At 62.1% G+C, this 16,279-nt stretch carries 18 protein-coding genes and 1 pseudogene; 6 read left to right on the forward strand and 13 right to left on the reverse strand.

All coding sequences use genetic code 11. From position 1 onward, the window contains the following. Nucleotides 1-76: 76 nt before the first annotated feature. Entirely contained in the window at nucleotides 77-838 is a 762-nt protein-coding gene (locus tag H620_RS0100365; RefSeq protein WP_023382035.1) for a thioredoxin fold domain-containing protein, read from the reverse strand. 153 nt (nucleotides 839-991) lie between these two features. Beyond that, nucleotides 992-1,888: a site-specific tyrosine recombinase XerD gene (xerD, locus tag H620_RS0100370; RefSeq protein ID WP_023382036.1), complete on the reverse strand. Its 897-nt coding sequence runs from the start codon at nucleotides 1,886-1,888 to the stop codon at nucleotides 992-994. Nucleotides 1,889-1,956: 68 nt separating this feature from the next. Between xerD and H620_RS0100375 the strand changes: the two genes are divergently transcribed. Further along, on the forward strand, nucleotides 1,957-3,762 hold the full coding sequence (locus H620_RS0100375; RefSeq protein WP_027906551.1) for a cation:proton antiporter: 1,806 nt from the start codon (nucleotides 1,957-1,959) through the stop codon (nucleotides 3,760-3,762). Between the two features lie 2 nt (nucleotides 3,763-3,764). Here H620_RS0100375 and H620_RS0100380 read toward each other — a convergent pair whose 3' ends face one another. The 6 genes from H620_RS0100380 to ffh all read right to left on the reverse strand — a co-directional run bounded on the left by H620_RS0100380 (nucleotide 3,765) and on the right by ffh (nucleotide 7,822). Next, the gene (locus tag H620_RS0100380) at nucleotides 3,765-4,172 is read right to left on the reverse strand and encodes an acyl-CoA thioesterase (protein WP_023382038.1); all 408 of its coding nucleotides are present in this window, start codon (nucleotides 4,170-4,172) and stop codon (nucleotides 3,765-3,767) included. 97 nt (nucleotides 4,173-4,269) lie between these two features. Next, nucleotides 4,270-4,620, reverse strand: coding sequence for a 50S ribosomal protein L19 (rplS, locus tag H620_RS0100385; protein ID WP_023382039.1), 351 nt, complete (start codon nucleotides 4,618-4,620; stop codon nucleotides 4,270-4,272). 42 nt (nucleotides 4,621-4,662) lie between these two features. Continuing rightward, nucleotides 4,663-5,415: a tRNA (guanosine(37)-N1)-methyltransferase TrmD gene (trmD, locus tag H620_RS0100390; RefSeq protein WP_008094486.1), complete on the reverse strand. Its 753-nt coding sequence runs from the start codon at nucleotides 5,413-5,415 to the stop codon at nucleotides 4,663-4,665. Between the two features lie 3 nt (nucleotides 5,416-5,418). Next, on the reverse strand, nucleotides 5,419-5,955 hold the full coding sequence (rimM, locus tag H620_RS0100395; RefSeq protein ID WP_023382040.1) for a ribosome maturation factor RimM: 537 nt from the start codon (nucleotides 5,953-5,955) through the stop codon (nucleotides 5,419-5,421). A 5-nt stretch (nucleotides 5,956-5,960) separates the two neighbouring features. Next, on the reverse strand, nucleotides 5,961-6,212 hold the full coding sequence (gene rpsP / locus H620_RS0100400) for a 30S ribosomal protein S16 (protein ID WP_023382041.1): 252 nt from the start codon (nucleotides 6,210-6,212) through the stop codon (nucleotides 5,961-5,963). Nucleotides 6,213-6,445: 233 nt separating this feature from the next. Then, nucleotides 6,446-7,822 carry a signal recognition particle protein gene (gene ffh / locus H620_RS0100405; RefSeq protein WP_023382042.1) on the reverse strand — a complete coding sequence of 459 codons (1,377 nt, stop codon included), beginning with the start codon at nucleotides 7,820-7,822 and terminating at the stop codon, nucleotides 6,446-6,448. 289 nt (nucleotides 7,823-8,111) lie between these two features. On the opposite strand from ffh, the gene H620_RS0100410 reads away from it, so the two are divergent. From H620_RS0100410 to H620_RS0100420, 3 genes are all read left to right on the forward strand, one after another. Beyond that, complete coding sequence (locus tag H620_RS0100410) at nucleotides 8,112-8,921, forward strand: cytochrome C assembly family protein (RefSeq protein WP_023382043.1); 810 nt, start codon at nucleotides 8,112-8,114, stop codon at nucleotides 8,919-8,921. A gap of 9 nt (nucleotides 8,922-8,930) precedes the next feature. Beyond that, nucleotides 8,931-10,133 (forward strand): transporter associated domain-containing protein, encoded by a 1,203-nt coding sequence (locus tag H620_RS0100415; protein ID WP_023382044.1) that lies wholly within the window; start codon nucleotides 8,931-8,933, stop codon nucleotides 10,131-10,133. Between the two features lie 277 nt (nucleotides 10,134-10,410). After that, entirely contained in the window at nucleotides 10,411-11,712 is a 1,302-nt protein-coding gene (locus H620_RS0100420; protein WP_023382045.1) for an MFS transporter, read from the forward strand. Nucleotides 11,713-11,822: 110 nt separating this feature from the next. On the opposite strand, the gene purT is transcribed toward H620_RS0100420, so the two are convergent. The 5 genes from purT to H620_RS0100445 form a co-directional block, all read right to left on the reverse strand. Next, the gene (gene purT, locus H620_RS0100425) at nucleotides 11,823-13,004 is read right to left on the reverse strand and encodes a formate-dependent phosphoribosylglycinamide formyltransferase (RefSeq protein ID WP_023382046.1); all 1,182 of its coding nucleotides are present in this window, start codon (nucleotides 13,002-13,004) and stop codon (nucleotides 11,823-11,825) included. A 77-nt stretch (nucleotides 13,005-13,081) separates the two neighbouring features. After that, nucleotides 13,082-13,549, reverse strand: a complete 468-nt coding sequence (locus H620_RS0100430; protein WP_023382047.1) for a 7-cyano-7-deazaguanine/7-aminomethyl-7-deazaguanine transporter — start codon at nucleotides 13,547-13,549, stop codon at nucleotides 13,082-13,084. 101 nt (nucleotides 13,550-13,650) lie between these two features. Further along, entirely contained in the window at nucleotides 13,651-13,857 is a 207-nt protein-coding gene (locus H620_RS0100435; protein ID WP_023382048.1) for a DUF1289 domain-containing protein, read from the reverse strand. Beyond that, nucleotides 13,850-14,374, reverse strand: a complete 525-nt coding sequence (locus H620_RS0100440; RefSeq protein ID WP_023382049.1) for a gamma carbonic anhydrase family protein — start codon at nucleotides 14,372-14,374, stop codon at nucleotides 13,850-13,852. Before H620_RS0100440 ends, H620_RS0100435 begins: the two co-directional genes overlap by 8 nt. A 43-nt stretch (nucleotides 14,375-14,417) precedes the next feature. After that, complete coding sequence (locus H620_RS0100445; protein ID WP_023382050.1) at nucleotides 14,418-15,017, reverse strand: CoA pyrophosphatase; 600 nt, start codon at nucleotides 15,015-15,017, stop codon at nucleotides 14,418-14,420. A 125-nt stretch (nucleotides 15,018-15,142) separates the two neighbouring features. On the opposite strand from H620_RS0100445, the gene H620_RS0100450 reads away from it, so the two are divergent. Both H620_RS0100450 and H620_RS0100455 read left to right on the forward strand, forming a co-directional pair. Continuing rightward, the gene (locus H620_RS0100450) at nucleotides 15,143-15,694 is read left to right on the forward strand and encodes an NUDIX hydrolase (protein ID WP_027906552.1); all 552 of its coding nucleotides are present in this window, start codon (nucleotides 15,143-15,145) and stop codon (nucleotides 15,692-15,694) included. Nucleotides 15,695-15,849: 155 nt separating this feature from the next. Then, nucleotides 15,850-16,269, forward strand: a pseudogene (locus tag H620_RS0100455) (L,D-transpeptidase family protein); the annotation flags it as partial. Between the last annotated feature and the right edge of the window lie 10 nt (nucleotides 16,270-16,279).

Raw genomic sequence — 16,279 nt, forward strand, 5'->3', positions numbered from 1 at the left:
CTCCCCATTGAACGGCCGGCACCTGCGCCGACCGTGAAACATGCCGTCACCCCATGACGACGGCGTACTGAATGAATTACTTGGCGGCCTGCTGCTGGCCGGCCAGGGCCAGCTTGGCCACTTGCGGCGCGGGCTGGTAGCCCGGAATCACCTGGCCGTTTTCCAGGACGATCGCCGGTGTGCCATTGACACCGATCGACTGCCCCAGCTGGAACTGCTTGCTGACCGGGTTGGTGCACTTGGCGGCCTTGATTTCCTTGCCATCGATCATCTTGTCCAGGGCCGCGCGGCGATCACTGGAGCACCACACCGCCTGCAACTGTTCATCGCCCGGCGAGCCGAGGCCCTGACGCGGGAAGGCGACATAGCGCACTTCGATACCGCGACGGTTCAGCTCAGGCACTTCGGCGTGAAGCTTGTGGCAATACGGGCAGGTGGTGTCGGTGAACACGGTGATGTGCGACTTGGTTTCGCCCTTGGCAGGATAAACCACCATCTCGGCGGCTGGAATGCCGTTGATGAGCTTGGCGATACCAAGGCGTTCGGCCTTTTCGGTCAGGTTGACCGGCTTGCCATCCTGGATCTGGAACAGGTAGCCCTGCATGACGAACTGGCCGTCGGCACTGGCATACAGCACGCGACCACCCTGCAGTTTGACCTCGTACAGGCCACTGACCGGGCTGCTGGCCACGCTTTCCACTGGAACTTCCAGCTCGAGGTTCTGCAACGACTTGCGAATAGCCTGCTCCGCGCCGCTATTGGCATCGGTGGCCGCGGCGACGGCAAAGGTACTGGCCAGCGCCAGGGCGGCGGCGGCGAACATCTGGGTCAAGCGCATGGGAACTCCTGAAGGCGAACCGGGGCCGGGGGACGTTGTACGCGCAAAAACGCGGCAACCAAGCGGCCCTTGGTGCTAAACCGCTCAAGCCTACCACATCAGACGGGTGCTGAATGGGTCTACGGGTACCGGTCGGCGGAACATGAAAATGATTCATCCACGGGGGTGATGCTGGGCGTGCAGTTGCTGCAGGCGCGCCTTGGCAACATGGGTGTAAATCTGCGTGGTCGACAGGTCACTGTGGCCCAGCAGCATCTGCACGACACGTAAGTCGGCGCCATGGTTCAGCAGATGCGTGGCGAAGGCGTGGCGCAAAGTGTGGGGCGAAAGAGGTTTGTCGATGCCGGCAACCCGGGCATGGTGCTTGATGCGGTGCCAGAACGTCTGCCGGGTCATCTGCTCGCCGCGCAAGCTGGGAAACAGCACGTCGCTGGGGCGGCCATTGAGCAGTTCGCTGCGGCCTTGACGCAGGTAACGCTCCAGCCAGACCACCGCCTCCTCGCCCATGGGCACCAGACGCTCCTTGCTGCCTTTGCCCATTACCCGCAGAACACCCTGGCGCAGATTGACCTGATCGAGCGTCAGGCTGACCAGTTCGGTTACCCGCAAGCCACAGGCATACAGCACTTCGAGCATGGCCCGGTCGCGCTCACCGATGGCTTCGCCAAGGTCCGGCGCAAGGAGCAGTGCCTCGACGTCGGCCTCGGACAACGATTTGGGCAACGGACGACCTAACTGGGGCATCTCTACCAGCAGGGTCGGGTCGACCCCCACCCGCCTTTCTCGCAGCAGATAACGAAAGAAGCCACGCAGCCCAGACAAAAATCGCGCGGTGGAACGCGGCTTGTAGCCTTGGTCGAACCGCCATGCCAAATGATCGAGGATCAGGTCGCGGCCGGCGTCGGGCAGACTTACGCCACGCTCCTGCAGCCAGCCGTTGAACAAGGCCAGGTCACTGCGATAGGAAACGCGGGTGTTGTCGGACAGGCCTTTTTCAAGCCACAGAGCGTCGAGGAATTGGTCGATCAGTGGGTGGTCTAGAGCGGGCATGAAAACTCGGTGGCGAAGAACGAAATGACGCTTAGTCTTTCATAACAACGCAGGCATAGGGAGCCCGCATGAGCGAACAGCAAATCCTTCTGAGCTTCGGTGGCATCGGAGCGGCCGCCCTCGCCTGCCAATGGCTGGCCTGGCGCCTGAAATTGCCGGCCATTCTCTTTCTTCTGTTGTGCGGCATTCTCGCAGGCCCGGTGTTGGGCTGGCTCGACCCGCAGGCATTGTTCGGATCGTTGCTGATGCCGCTGGTCTCGCTGGCGGTGGCCCTGATTCTGTTCGAGGGCAGCCTGACCTTGCACCTGTCACAGTGGCGAGAGATCGGCAGCGTGGTGCACCGGTTGGTGACGCTCGGCGCGCTGACCACATGGGCAGTGATCGCTGTCGCGACCCATTGGCTGCTGGGTTTCGACTGGCCTCTGGCGATTCTGTTCGGGGCCCTGACCCTGGTCACCGGCCCCACGGTCATCGTGCCCATGCTCAGGGTCGTACGGCCTAACACCACCATCGCCAACATCCTGCGCTGGGAAGGTATCGTCATCGACCCGATTGGTGCACTGCTGGCAGTGGTGGTGTACAGCTTCATCATTGCCAGCGCAGAGGGTAACGGTCTGAGCCAGAGCCTGGTGACCTTCGCCGGGGTGATCTTCTGCGGTTGTGCACTCGGCGCCGCCGGAGGCTGGCTGTTGGGCCAGATCATGCGCGCCCAGTGGCTGCCGGAATACCTGCACAACCTGGCATCGCTGGCGGCCGTGCTGGGCATTTTCATTGCCGCCAACCAGATCGTTCACGAGTCGGGGCTGCTGGCAGTGACGGTGATGGGCATGTGGCTGGCCAACATGCCGGGCGTGGATGTCCGGCAGATCCTGCACTTCAAGGAAAACCTCAGCGTACTGCTGATTTCCGGACTGTTCATTCTGCTGGCTGCGCGCCTGGACCTGCATGCGCTACTGGCCCTCGGCCCTGCCGTATGGGCCCTGCTGCTGGTCATACAATTGCTGGCACGCCCGTTGAACGTGCTCGTCTCCACCCTGGGCTCACCACTGAACTGGCGCGAACGCGCACTCCTGGCCTGGATTGCCCCGCGAGGCATCGTCGCCGCAGCGGTTTCGGCGATTTTTGCCATCCGCCTGCACGAAGCCGGGCACCAGGATGCCTTGCTGCTGGTACCGCTGACATTCGCCGTGATCATCGGCACGGTGGTGCTGCAAAGCGCCACAGCCAGGCCCCTGGCGCGCCTGCTCAAGGTTGCCGAGCCGGCACCGAGCGGCTTCCTCATCGTCGGCGCCAACGAGCCGGCGCGCGCCATCGGCAAAGCCCTGCAACAGTTGGGTTGCCGGGTACTGCTGACCGATTCGAGTTGGGAGAACATCCGTGCTGCACGCATGGACGGGCTGCACACCTATTTCGGCAACCCGGCCTCGCAACATGCCGACGCGCACCTGGACCTGGTCGGTCTCGGCCATCTCCTTGGCCTGTCGCCGGCTGGCGAGATCAACACCCTGGCCTGTGCGCGCTTTCGCCATGATTTCGGCCATAGCCGCCTGTTCGTGCTCGCCAGCGGACTGGAAAAACAGCGAAGCGACAAACATCGGGCCGCCGAGGAGCATCGCGGGCATTTACTGGGTGCGAGCCCAATGACCTACCTGCAACTGGCCAACCGCCTGCATCAGGGCGCAGAGCTCTACAGCACCCACCTTACCCAAGGATTCGACTGGGAAGACTATCAGGCGCTGCATGGGGAGCGTGCGCACCTGCTGTTCGCCCGTGACGACCATGGTTGGGTCCATGTGGCCAGCCCGGACAACTCGCTCGCGCCGCAACCAGGGTGGACCTTGGTGGCGTTGATCGAGCCTGCTCCGGCCCAATGAACTCAGGCCTCTGGCAACACTGGCACCGGACGTTTGTCCTCATCGATGGCGACGAAGCTGAACACGCCATGGATCGCGCGCTCACGGCCATCGAGGTACATGTTCTCGACGAATACATCGACCTGCACCTGCAGGCTGGTATTGCCGACCTTGATCACCGTCCCGACCAGCTCGACGATCGAGCCAGCTGGAATCGGGTGCTTGAAATCGATCCGATCAGTGGAAACGGTCACCAACGGCAAGCGACAGAAACGCGTGGCGGCAATGAACGACACTTCGTCCATCCAGGCCAGCGCAGTGCCGCCGAACAGGGTGTTGTGGTGGTTGGTGGTATTGGGGAAAACGGCTTTGGTCACGCGGGTCACCGACAGTTCGGTGCGGCGCAGGATTTCCTGGTCTCGGGTCGTCATGGCTGATACATCGCAAGGGTTTCAAAACGCAAAAAAGCAGCCCGAAGGCTGCTTTTTTGTTCTCGCTGGGTGGCCTTGGCCACCCGGAAAACTGCACTCAGGACAGTTTTTCTTTGATGCGAGCGGCTTTGCCGGACAGGTCGCGCAGGTAGTACAGCTTGGCTTTACGCACGTCACCACGACGTTTCACGGCCAGGCTGTCGATCTGTGGGCTGTAGGTCTGGAAGGTACGCTCTACGCCAACGCCGCTGGAGATCTTGCGCACGGTGAAGGCGCTGTTCAGACCGCGGTTACGCTTGGCGATAACGACGCCTTCGAACGCCTGCAGACGGGAACGCTCACCTTCCTTCACTTTAACCTGGACGACAATGGTGTCGCCTGGTGCGAAGGTTGGGATTTCCTTGTTCATCTGCTCGGCTTCGAGCTGCTGAATGATCTTGTTGGTCATGCTGTGCTCCTAAGATGGATAACTCGATCCACCATCGATACGTTAACTATCGTCCCGCTCGCGGAGATATTCCTCGAGCAGCTTCTTCTCTTCTCCAGAAAGCGAGCGACTTTCCAGAAGATCGGCGCGTCGTTCGAAGGTCCTACCAAGGGACTGCTTCATCCGCCAACGCCGGATATGTGCATGGTTGCCACTTAGCAACACGTCGGGAACACGCTGATCCGCATACACCTCAGGTCGGGTGTAGTGCGGGCAATCGAGCAGACCGTCGGTGAAGGAGTCTTCCTCCGCCGAGTCCACATGCCCTAAAGCTCCGGGCAGCAGTCGTGTAACCGCATCGATCAGTACCATGGCCGGCAGCTCGCCACCGGAAAGCACATAGTCACCAATCGACCACTCCTCATCGACATGAGCCTCGATAAAACGCTCGTCGATGCCTTCATAACGACCGGCGATCAGGATCAACGATTCCTGTTCGGCCAGGCCTTTGACCGCTTGCTGAGTCAGCTTGCGGCCTTGCGGCGAAAGGTAGATCACCTTTGCCGATGCTCCGGTCGCTTGCCTAGCGCTAACCAAGGCGTCTTCCAGAGGCTTGATTTTCATCACCATGCCCGGACCACCGCCAAACGGCCGATCATCCACCGTGTGGTGACGATCTGTGGTGTAGTCCCGCGGGTTCCAGCAAGTCACCTGAAGCAACCCCTGTTTCACCGCGCGGCTGGTAATGCCGTACTCCGTGATGGCCGAAAACATCTCGGGGAACAACGTGATGACGTCTACGCGAAGGTTACCCATCGATTAGAAGTCCGCGTCCCACTCGACCCGCATCACGCCTGCTTCGAGGTCGACGTTGAGCACGCATTGCGCCGTATAGGGCAACAAACGCTCGCGATCATCCAAGCTGCCTGCGCAGGGCTTGACCACCATTACATCGTTCGCACCGGTCTCCAACAGGTGATCGACCTTGCCGAACAGCTGTTCGTCCTGGTTGATGACCTTCAGACCCACCAACTGGTACCAGTAGTACTCGTCAGCAGCCAGGTTGGGCAAAAGGCTCCGCGGAATGCAGATTTCGTAACCGCTCAGAAGACGGGCTTCATCGCGATCATCGAGGCCTTTCAGTTTCACGACCAGGCCCTTTTGGGAGCCACGACCGTTGACCAGTTCGACCTGCTTTACAGTGCCTTCGTGCCGAAGCGTCCAGCGCCGATAATCCAACAGGTTTTCAATCGGATCGGTAAAGGAATACACCTTCACCTCGCCGCGAACGCCGTGAACCGAAAAAATCTTGCCAACGACGATGAGGTCGTCAGCCTTTTCTGGCGTCGCGTTCATATTACTTAGGCAGCGGCCTTGGCAGCGTCCTTCAGCAGCTGAGCAACACGCTCAGACGGCTGCGCGCCCTGGCTCAGCCAGTAGTTGACGCGTTCCTGGTTGACCGACAGCTTGACTTCAGCGCCCGAAGCGATCGGGTTGAAGAAGCCAACGCGCTCAACGAAACGGCCGTCACGGGCGTTACGCGAGTTGGTCACGGTCAGGTGGTAGAAAGGGCGCTTCTTGGAGCCGCCACGGGCAAGACGGATGGTTACCATGTGAACATCGTTCCTATAGTCGGTGCTGCAAATCTGAATGCCAAATGGGCACACGGGTGCCCAAAAGGCCGCATATTCTCGGGGAATACACGGACATTTGCAAATGCCTTTTTCGGCAAGGCCTCACCTCACCGTCCAGATCTGCCGGTTGAGCCGCGAATTTCACGGCCATTATCCCGCCGCAGCGGGGTTCTGGACGCCTGCCTTGTCAAAGGCGAGCGTCCGAATAGGTTTTACAGTTTCGGCATGCCGCCGCCTGGCAGCATTCCACCAAGGCCGCGCATCATCTTGGCCATGCCGCCCTTGGCGGAGAATTTCTTCATCATCTTCTGCATTTGCTTGTGCTGCTTGATCAGCCGGCCGACATCCTGCACCTGAGTGCCGGAACCCAGCGCGATACGGCGCTTGCGCGAGCCGCTGATCAGCTCCGGATCACGGCGCTCGGCCGGCGTCATGGAGTTGATGATCGCTTCCATCTGCTTGAACTGCTTCTCGGCCGCGCCCTGGGCGTTGCCCATCTGCGCCATGTTGACACCACCGATGCTCGGCAGCTTGTCCATGAGGCCGCCCAGGCCGCCCATGTTCTTCATCTGCTGCAGCTGGTCGCGGAAGTCTTCGAGGTCGAAGCCTTTGCCCTTCTTGAGCTTCTTGGCCAGCTTGTCGGCCTTGGCCTTGTCGATGTTCTGCTCGGCCTGCTCGATCAGGCTGAGCACATCGCCCATGCCGAGGATGCGCGAAGCGACGCGGTCTGGGTGGAATGGCTCGAGGGCCTCGGTCTTCTCGCCCATGCCGATGAACTTGATCGGCTTGCCGGTGATGGCACGGACCGACAGTGCGGCACCGCCACGGGCATCACCGTCGACCTTGGTCAGCACCACGCCGGTCAGCGGCAGGGCTTCGCCAAAGGCCTTGGCGGTATTGGCCGCGTCCTGACCGGTCATGGCATCGACCACGAACAGGGTCTCGATCGGCTTGACCGCAGCGTGCAGCGCCTTGATCTCGTCCATCATGTCGGCGTCGATGTGCAGACGGCCGGCGGTGTCGACGATGACTACGTCGATGAACTTGAGCTTGGCCTCGCGGATCGCCGCTTCGGCGATGGCGACCGGCTTCTGGCTGATGTCGGACGGGAAGAAGGTCACGCCGATGTCGTTGGCCAGGGTCTCCAGCTGCTTGATCGCCGCCGGGCGGTAAACGTCGGCCGAGACCACCATCACGCTCTTTTTCTTGCGTTCCTTGAGGAAGCGCGCCAGCTTGCCGGCGGTGGTGGTCTTACCCGCACCCTGCAGACCGGCCATCAGCACCACGGCAGGTGGCGCGGCATTGAGCGCGAGGTCTTCGTTGGCCGCGCCCATCAGGCTTTCCAGCTCGGCCTGGACGATCTTGACGAACGCCTGGCCTGGGGTCAGGCTGCGCGACACCTCGGTGCCGACCGCACGCTCCTTGACGCTGTTGACGAAATCCTTGACCACCGGCAGGGCAACGTCGGCCTCGAGAAGGGCCATGCGCACTTCGCGCAACGTGTCCTTGATGTTGTCTTCGGTCAGCTTGGCCTTGCCGGTAACATGGCGCAGCGTCTGTGACAGGCGGTCGGTCAGGTTTTCGAACATGGTGATCCTTTCAGGCCCAGTAAAAGCCGAGGTTTGTCAGGCGTCCTGGGGGGGGAAACGCACACACCCCGGACACAGCAAGGCGGCGATTATAGCGAAGTGCGGCGGCGGCGCACACCTTGGCGCTGACCCTCTGGATATTCGGTGCTGCAGCCGATCCTTTCGCGGGCAAACCTGCACCCACAGGACAGATGTGCCAGCGAAACGGCCGACCGGGTCGGCCCAGTCTTCCTTGCGCAACGCGTTCTATGCCAAACTCCGTCTCTTTAAGGCTCGCCAACCAGGACTTATGTTCTCCTCACCCAGCCTCATCCCCAACCTGATCGCCGCCGGCCTTTATATAGCAGCGACCATTTATCAGAGCTTGCACCTGGCGCAGGGCCGCAAAGCCGACAAGCGGCTGCTCGGTTTGCTCGGTGCTCTCGCCGTGGCTGCCCAGGGCGGCGCCCTCTACTTCCAACTGATCACACCGTTGGGCTTGAGCCTCGACTTCTTCAGCGCCGCCAGCCTGATCGCCGTGGCCGTGATTGCCCTGACCCTGCTGGCGTGCCTGCGCATTCCGGTAGAGAACCTGCTGGTGTTGCTGTTCCCGCTAGGCGCAGTCACCGCATTGCTGGCCCAGTTCGCCCCTCCCGGCACCGTGCCGTTGATCGACGAGGAACCGGGCATCCTGGCGCATATCCTGCTGTCGATCCTGGCCTACGGCCTGTTCACCATCGCGGTGTTCCAGTCCTTGCTGCTCCTGCTGCAGGACCGCCAGCTCAAGCACAAGCATCCGTCCGGGCTGATCCGCAACTTCCCGCCACTGCAAACCATGGAAAGCCTGCTGTTCGGCTTCCTCTGGGCAGGCTGGGGGCTGCTGTCGCTGTCGCTGATCTCGGGCTGGCTGTTCCTCGAGAACCTGTTTGCCCAACACCTGGTGCACAAGACCTTGCTGGCCTGCGTCGCCTGGGTGGTGTTCAGCGTGCTGCTGTGGGGCCGTACCCGCCTGGGCTGGCGTGGCCACAAGGCGATCCGCTGGACCCTGGCCGGTTTCTGCCTGCTGATGCTGGCCTACTTCGGCAGCAAGCTGGTTCGCGAATTCATCCTGCACATCTGACGACTGCCCATGGACTCCCTGCCGTACGCCCCGCTACTCGGCACCTTGGCACTGGCGCTACTGTGGTCGGCGCTGTTCACCGCCGTGGAGACCGCCCGCGTGCTGCTCAACGGCACGCTGCGCCAGGGCGATGATGGCCATTCCGCCCTGCCGGGCCAAGCCCTGGTGCTGTGCGCCAGCCTGGGCAAGTTGCTGGTGCTGGGCTTGGCGTGCCTGATGGGCCAACGCTACAACGGCGAGCACGGTTTCTGGTTGGCCGGCCTGGCAGCGTCCGCGGCACTGCTGGTGTTCGCCGAATTCCTGCCCCGGCGGCTCGCCAGACGCAACCCACAAGCCTTTGCCACCCTCGGTACCAGCCTGCTCAAGCTCCCGCTCACCTTGCTGCAGCCGCTCGCCTTGCTGCTCGATGGTTGCGCCAAACTCATCCTGCGCCCATTCCGTGTGCAACCCACCGCCGTGGCCCTCCACCCTCAGGAAAGCCAGGACTTCGATGAGGACGAACTGCCGGAAACATCCCACGGCTTGCTCGATGGCCTGCAATCGCTGGACAAGATCACTGTCAACGACATTCTGGTGCCGCGCAACGAGGTGGACGGCATCAACCTCGACGACCCGATCGAACGCATCATCGAACAACTGATCGTCAGCCGTCACACCCGCCTGCCGGTCTACCACAGCGATATCAACCAGGTTGAGGCCATCCTCAACACCAAGCTGATCAGCCACCTGCTACCCAAGGCCGAACTGACCCTGGAGAAACTGCACAGCGCCTGCTACGAGCCGTACTTCGTTCCAGAAAGCACGCCGCTGCAGCTGCAATTGCTGAACTTCCACAAGCAGCAACGACGCCTGGGCGTGGTGGTGGACGAGTATGGTGAAGTGCTGGGCATCGTCACCCTCGAAGACATTCTCGAAGAGATCGTCGGCGAATTCGAGGACGAACACAGCCTGGACAACCCCCACGTACACCCCCAGGCCGATGGTCGGTTCGTCATCGAAGGCGCGGCCTCGTTGCGAGAAATCAACCGCAGCCTGGGCTGGCACCTACCCTGCGACGGCGGCCCGAAGACCCTCAACGGGCTGGTGACCGAAGCCCTGGAAAGCATTCCGGAAAGCGCCGTTTGCCTGAAGATCGGCCGCTATCGCCTGGAGATCCTCGAAACAGAGGACAATTGCGCCAGCAAGGTACTGGTGTGGACCGTGACCCGATAGCTATACTCGGGTCACGCTTACCCAGCCCCGCCGTCACGCCTGCTACCCGCACCCGGCGCCATACGGCCAGTCCGCTTCACTGACACGCCCCGCGGTCCTGCTTCAACACCCCGAACAGTGCCCGCTCCCGCCCCTATCCCCCTTGGGCTGCCGTCAGTCGAGCGATCACAACAATACGCTTCCGGCGTCCGCGAGACCGTGCCTGCCTGTCGTTTCGAGTGCGCGCGATCGTGGGCCAAGCCCATGGAGCAAGACCAGACTGTTAGGGACCTACTTAATGACAACCAGCAGCACTTACGCCGAAGCGCCAGCCGCCCCGGTCAATTCCCCGGCTCGGGTCGCCACCGCCAGTTTCATTGGCACCGCCATCGAGTTCTACGATTTCTATGTCTACGCCACCGCCGCCGCGCTGGTGATCGGCCCGGTGTTCTTCCCGTCCGGCTCCGGCACCGCACAGATGCTGGCGGCGTTTCTGACCTTCGGTATCGCGTTCCTCGCCCGCCCGCTGGGTTCGGCACTGTTCGGCCACTTCGGTGACCGCATCGGACGCAAGTCGACCCTGGTGGCCTCGCTGCTGCTGATGGGCGTGTCCACGACACTGATTGGCGTACTGCCGGGCTATGACAGCATCGGCGTCTGGGCCCCGATCCTGCTGTGCCTGCTGCGCTTTGGCCAGGGCCTTGGCCTGGGCGGGGAATGGGGTGGCGCAGCACTGCTGGCCACCGAGAACGCACCAGAGGGCAAACGCGCCTGGTTCGGCATGTTCCCGCAACTGGGCCCTTCGATCGGTTTTCTCGCGGCCAATGGCTTGTTCCTGACACTGGCGCTGGTGCTCAGCGACGAGCAATTCCGTGACTGGGGTTGGCGCATTCCCTTCCTGCTTAGCGCTGCACTGGTGCTGGTCGGCCTGTATGTACGCCTGAAGCTGGAGGAAAGCCCAGTGTTCGCCAAGGCCGTCGCCCGTCATGAGCGGGTCAAGATGCCAGTGGTGGATCTGTTCGCCAGGTACTGGTTGCCAACCCTGCTGGGCGCCGCGGCCATGGTGGTGTGCTATGCGCTGTTCTACATCTCCACGGTGTTCTCGCTCAGCTACGGCGTTTCGACCCTGGGCTACAGCCGCGAGAGCTTCCTTGGCATGCTGTGCTTCGCCGTGGTCTTCATGGCCCTGGCCACGCCGCTTTCGGCCTGGCTCAGCGACCGTTACGGGCGCAAACCGGTACTGATCGTCGGCGGCCTGCTGGCGGTGGCGTCGGGCTTTGCCATGGAACCGCTGCTGACCTCGGGCTCGACCACCGGCGTGGCGTTGTTCCTGGCCATCGAGCTGTTCCTGATGGGCGTGACGTTCGCCCCGATGGGCGCATTGCTGCCAGAGCTGTTCCCGACTCACGTGCGTTACACCGGCGCGTCGGCGGCGTACAACCTGGGCGGTATCGTTGGCGCCTCGGCGGCACCGTTCTTCGCCCAGAAACTAGTGAGCATGGGCGGGTTGAGCTGGGTGGGTGGGTACGTGTCGGTGGCGGCGGTGATCAGCTTGATTGCCGTGCTGTGCCTGAAAGAGACACGCGATACTGCGCTTTGAACATCACGGCCTTCACAGCCTGATCGCCGGCAAGCCAGCGCCTACACGTCAAGGCTGTACCTGTAGGAGCCGGCTAGCTGGCGATGGGCCGCAGAGCGGCCCCTTCAGGATCAGAACTCGACCTGAACCGCCTGCGCAGCGCGGGTCGCCTTGGCACGGGCCGCTTCGATCGACTCGTCACGCGCCAGGCATACGCCCATGCGGCGCTGGCCGTTGATTTCCGGCTTGCCGAACAGGCGGATCGCGGTGTCTGGCTCGCTCAGCGCGGCGTCTAGGTTGGCGAAGCTGGTCTGCTGCGACTTCCCTTCAGGCAGGATCACCGCCGAGGCCGACGGGCCAAACTGACGCACCACCGGAATCGGCAGGCCCAGGATGGCGCGGGCATGCAGGGCGAACTGCGAAAGGTCCTGGGAAATCAGGGTCACCAGGCCAGTGTCGTGCGGGCGTGGCGACACTTCGCTGAACCACACCTGGTCGCCTTTGACGAACAGCTCAACGCCGAACAGGCCGCGGCCGCCCAGTGCATCGGTGACGGCCTTGGCCACACGCTGCGACTCGGCCAGCGCCTTCGGGCTCATCACCTGAGGCTGCCAGGATTCCTGGTAGTCACCCTTCTCCTGACGATGCCCCACCGGTTCGAGGTAAGTGGTGCCACCGACGTGGCGCACGGTCAGCAGGGTGATTTCGTAATCAAAGTCGATGAAGCCTTCAATAATGACCCGGCCCTTGCCGGCACGTCCGCCTTCCTGGGCGTAATCCCAGGCCTTCTGCAGGTCGGCATCGCTACGCAGCAGGCTTTGGCCCTTGCCCGACGAGCTCATGACCGGCTTGACCACGCAAGGGTAGCCCAAGTCGGCGACGGCCTTGGCGTAGTCTTCGAAGGTATCGGCGAAATGGTAGGGCGAGGTCGGCAGGTCGAGCTCTTCGGCGGCCAGGCGGCGGATGCCTTCACGGTTCATGGTCAGCTGCGTGGCGCGGGCGGTGGGCACCACATTGAAACCTTCGTTTTCCAGCTCGACCAGGGTCGCGGTGGCGATGGCTTCGATCTCCGGAACGATGTAGTGCGGCTTCTCGGCCTCGATCACCGCACGCAGGGCAACGCCGTCGAGCATGTTGACCACGTGGCTGCGGTGCGCCACCTGCATGGCCGGTGCATTGGCATAACGGTCCACGGCGATCACTTCGACGCCCAGGCGCTGCAGCTCGATCACCACTTCCTTGCCCAACTCGCCGCAGCCGCAGAGCAGTACTCGGGTCGCGGTGGGCGACAATGGGGTTCCGATACGGGTCATTTCAGGTCCTCGAAGGCGTCCGGGGCCGCGCCAGGCTGTGCGCTGCCCGCTGAAAAAAGGACCGCTATTCTACACCATCAACCAGCCACGGCGGCCCGTCGGGCACGAAATGCCATGGCCAGCCACACCGCGGTGACTCCGGCAAACTTGGAAGCCATCGCGGTACCGATGACCACTGGGGTCATTGCCCCGATCATGCCGAAGAAGATGAAGGTATCGACCGGGATGCTCAGCGCCGAGCTCAACCAAAGTCGATCACGCAGCGGCCTGCGAGTGATGCTGAACACCAGCCAGTCGATCAGTTCGGAGACGAAGAACGCGGTGGCGCTGGCCAACGCGATGGCCGGTTCCGACGTGACGTACGACAGCACCAGCGCCACCAGCATGGCAACCAGGGCGCCGTGGCCGAAACGGGTCTGCACCATGTCGCGCAGGATGAATACCAGCCCACCCCAGGCGGACCAGATAACGTCCAGGTGCGGTGCACTGGAGAAGGCGTAGTTGATCAGCACTACGCTGCTGATGTAGGCGATGAGATAGAACATGGTGGGGGAGATCTTAGGGCAAGCCTGACAGATTAGCGCCGCCTTCTTCGCGGGTAAACCCGCTGCCACAGGCACGCCGCCCCTTCAAAGGCAACACCCCATCACTGCCCCATGATCAGGCCAGAAGCCACCGCCCGCTCATGGCAAAGCTTCAACACCGCCCGGCGCTCGTCATTGCTCATGCGCCCCCAACGGCCAATTTCCGCCACGGTGCGCTGGCAGCCGGTGCAGATATCCTGTTCATCCAACGCACAGATGCTCACGCACGGCGAGGCAACCGGGCGCTCGGTCGCTACCACTTCACTCATCGTCGATCACCAGCTCCCGCGCATAACGCTCGGCATTGTGTACATAGTGGGCAGCGCTGGCTTCGAGCATGCGCTTCTGCTGCTCGGTGAGCTCACGTACCACCTTGCCCGGCGAGCCCATCACCAACGAACCGTCGGGAATTTCCTTGCCTTCGGGTATCAGCGCATTGGCGCCGATGATGCAATGCTTGCCGATGCGTGCCCCATTGAGAATCACCGCATTGATACCGACCAGGCTGTAATCGCCGACCGTGCAGCCGTGCAGCATCGCGTTGTGCCCGACAGTCACACCCTTGCCCAGGCTCAACGGAATGCCCTTGTCAGTGTGCATCACGGTGCCGTCCTGGACATTGCTGTCCTCGCCAATGTCGATCAACTCGTTATCGCCCCGAAGCACCGCGCCAAACCATACGCTGGCACGGGCCTGCAGACGCACTTTGCCGATCAGCGTGGCATTGGGCGCAGCCCAGCTGGTGGGATGACTCTCGACCCGCAGGTCGCCGAGGCGGTATTTCATGTTGGCTCCTCATGGCTCAAGGCAGATGGCGGGTGTATCCCGCTCAGTTTTCGATGTAGCGCTCGGGGGGCTCATGCAAGCTGATACCGGCATCGAACAACAGGTTGACCAGCTCGACGATCATGATCGCGGACAATCCCCAGATCTTGTACTCGCCGTAGCGGTAGCTGGGCACGTACCAGCTTCGGCCCTGGTAATCGATGCGATGGGTATGGTCGCGAGGGTCCTGGCGGAAGAAAGCCAGCGGCACGGTGAATACTGCCGCGATCTCGGCATCATTGGCGCGGTATTCGACGTAATCCGGGATCAAACCGACGAATGGCGTTACTTTCAGGCCATGCAACGAGATCAGCGGACTGAGCGGTCCAATCACCTCGACCAGCCCAGGCGGCAGGCCGATTTCTTCTTCGGCCTCACGCAACGCGGTGAACACCAGGTCAGGGTCATCCGGGTCGCGACGCCCGCCAGGGAAGGCGACTTCGCCACCGTGGGTCGACAACCCCTTGGCACGCAAGGTCAGGACCAGCTCGGGTTCTTCGCTACGGGTAATGGGCAAAAGCACCGCCGCTTCTGGGAACCGTCGGTCGGTTTCCAATGATGCAGGTTCATGGTTGCTCATTCGGCGAAGAAGCTCGTCCAGCATTGCGCACTCTCGTTTCCAAGGCCTTCGAGCATGATGCACCAAAGCCGCGAAGCACCCAAGCCCCGTGAGCTTGCGAGCACCCCGCCTGGCGCGCCAAGATAGGTCGATCACAAGGGAAGAACAGCATGAAATTCTGCAGCGCGTGCGGCCAACCGGTCATTCAGCGGGTACCCGATGGCGACAGCCGCCAGCGGTATGTCTGCGAACATTGCCAGACCATTCATTACCAGAACCCCAACATCGTCGCCGGTGTACTGCCTACCTGGGGTAGCCAGGTGCTACTATGCCGGCGCGCCATTGAACCGCGCCGTGGCTTCTGGACCTTGCCCGGCGGCTTCATGGAGAACGGCGAGACCCTCGACCAGGCCGCCCGTCGCGAAACCGTCGAGGAAGCCTGTGCCCAGGTCGGTTCGATGAGTCTCTACCAATTGTTCGACCTGCCGCACATCAACCAGGTGCATGTGTTCTTCCGCGCCGAACTGCTCGACCTCGACTTCGATGTGGGCATAGAGAGCCTTGAAGTGCGACTGTTCGAAGAAGACGAGATCCCGTGGGACGAGCTGGCTTTCCGCACCGTCACTCGCACACTAGAATGCTATTATCGCGACCGCATCGGGCAGGCCTTCCCCGTTGGCCATGAATACCTGCCACCGATGAACGTCACGTCTACCACTTAAGTTTTCAGGGATACCGCTTCATGCGCTGGTTGTTCGCCCTTTTCTGCCTTTGCATTACGTCGGTGACCCAGGCGGCCTACACCGAGGTCATCATCCGCAAGCCGCAACCGCCCGCGCAGGCGCCTTCGCCCTCCCAGACCGCCATGCAACCGCTGATCGACAAGGTGCTGGTGATCAAGTCCGAGCGCCGCCTGCAGCTGATCAGCCGTGGCGAACCGCTCAAGACCTACCGCATTTCGCTGGGCAAGCAGCCCAAGGGCCCCAAGGAACGCGAAGGGGACAAGAAGACCCCCGAGGGGCTGTACTGGCTCGACTGGCGCAAGCAAAGCGACCGCTTCAACCTGGCCATGCACATCTCCTACCCCAACATCAGCGACGCCGCCCGCGCCACCCGCGAGGGCATCAGTGCCGGCAGCATGATCATGATCCATGGCACGCCGATCAACGACGAGTACCCGGAGTGGTACTTCCACACCCTGGACTGGACCGATGGCTGCATCGCCATGCGCAACAACGACATGCGCGAAGTCTGGGACCTGGTCAAGGACGGAACACTGATCGAGATTCGCCCCTAAGGTCCTACAT

Origin of the sequence: Pseudomonas taiwanensis DSM 21245 (assembly GCF_000425785.1) — a bacterium.
GTDB lineage: Bacteria > Pseudomonadota > Gammaproteobacteria > Pseudomonadales > Pseudomonadaceae > Aquipseudomonas > Aquipseudomonas taiwanensis.

Coding starts and splice junctions, on each gene's coding strand:
- rimM (WP_023382040.1), bottom strand. CDS start 5,955: ATGAACGCGACGCCAGAAAAGGCTGACGACCTCATCGTCGTTGGCAAG.
- H620_RS0100435 (WP_023382048.1), bottom strand. CDS start 13,857: ATGAGTGAAGTGGTAGCGACCGAGCGCCCGGTTGCCTCGCCGTGCGTG.
- ffh (WP_023382042.1), bottom strand. CDS start 7,822: ATGTTCGAAAACCTGACCGACCGCCTGTCACAGACGCTGCGCCATGTT.
- H620_RS0100445 (WP_023382050.1), bottom strand. CDS start 15,017: ATGCTGGACGAGCTTCTTCGCCGAATGAGCAACCATGAACCTGCATCA.
- H620_RS0100410 (WP_023382043.1), top strand. CDS start 8,112: ATGTTCTCCTCACCCAGCCTCATCCCCAACCTGATCGCCGCCGGCCTT.
- H620_RS0100365 (WP_023382035.1), bottom strand. CDS start 838: ATGCGCTTGACCCAGATGTTCGCCGCCGCCGCCCTGGCGCTGGCCAGT.
- trmD (WP_008094486.1), bottom strand. CDS start 5,415: ATGGGTAACCTTCGCGTAGACGTCATCACGTTGTTCCCCGAGATGTTT.
- H620_RS0100375 (WP_027906551.1), top strand. CDS start 1,957: ATGAGCGAACAGCAAATCCTTCTGAGCTTCGGTGGCATCGGAGCGGCC.
- purT (WP_023382046.1), bottom strand. CDS start 13,004: ATGACCCGTATCGGAACCCCATTGTCGCCCACCGCGACCCGAGTACTG.
- H620_RS0100420 (WP_023382045.1), top strand. CDS start 10,411: ATGACAACCAGCAGCACTTACGCCGAAGCGCCAGCCGCCCCGGTCAAT.
- xerD (WP_023382036.1), bottom strand. CDS start 1,888: ATGCCCGCTCTAGACCACCCACTGATCGACCAATTCCTCGACGCTCTG.
- H620_RS0100380 (WP_023382038.1), bottom strand. CDS start 4,172: ATGACGACCCGAGACCAGGAAATCCTGCGCCGCACCGAACTGTCGGTG.
- rpsP (WP_023382041.1), bottom strand. CDS start 6,212: ATGGTAACCATCCGTCTTGCCCGTGGCGGCTCCAAGAAGCGCCCTTTC.
- H620_RS0100440 (WP_023382049.1), bottom strand. CDS start 14,374: ATGAAATACCGCCTCGGCGACCTGCGGGTCGAGAGTCATCCCACCAGC.
- H620_RS0100415 (WP_023382044.1), top strand. CDS start 8,931: ATGGACTCCCTGCCGTACGCCCCGCTACTCGGCACCTTGGCACTGGCG.
- H620_RS0100450 (WP_027906552.1), top strand. CDS start 15,143: ATGAAATTCTGCAGCGCGTGCGGCCAACCGGTCATTCAGCGGGTACCC.
- H620_RS0100430 (WP_023382047.1), bottom strand. CDS start 13,549: ATGTTCTATCTCATCGCCTACATCAGCAGCGTAGTGCTGATCAACTAC.
- rplS (WP_023382039.1), bottom strand. CDS start 4,620: ATGACCAACAAGATCATTCAGCAGCTCGAAGCCGAGCAGATGAACAAG.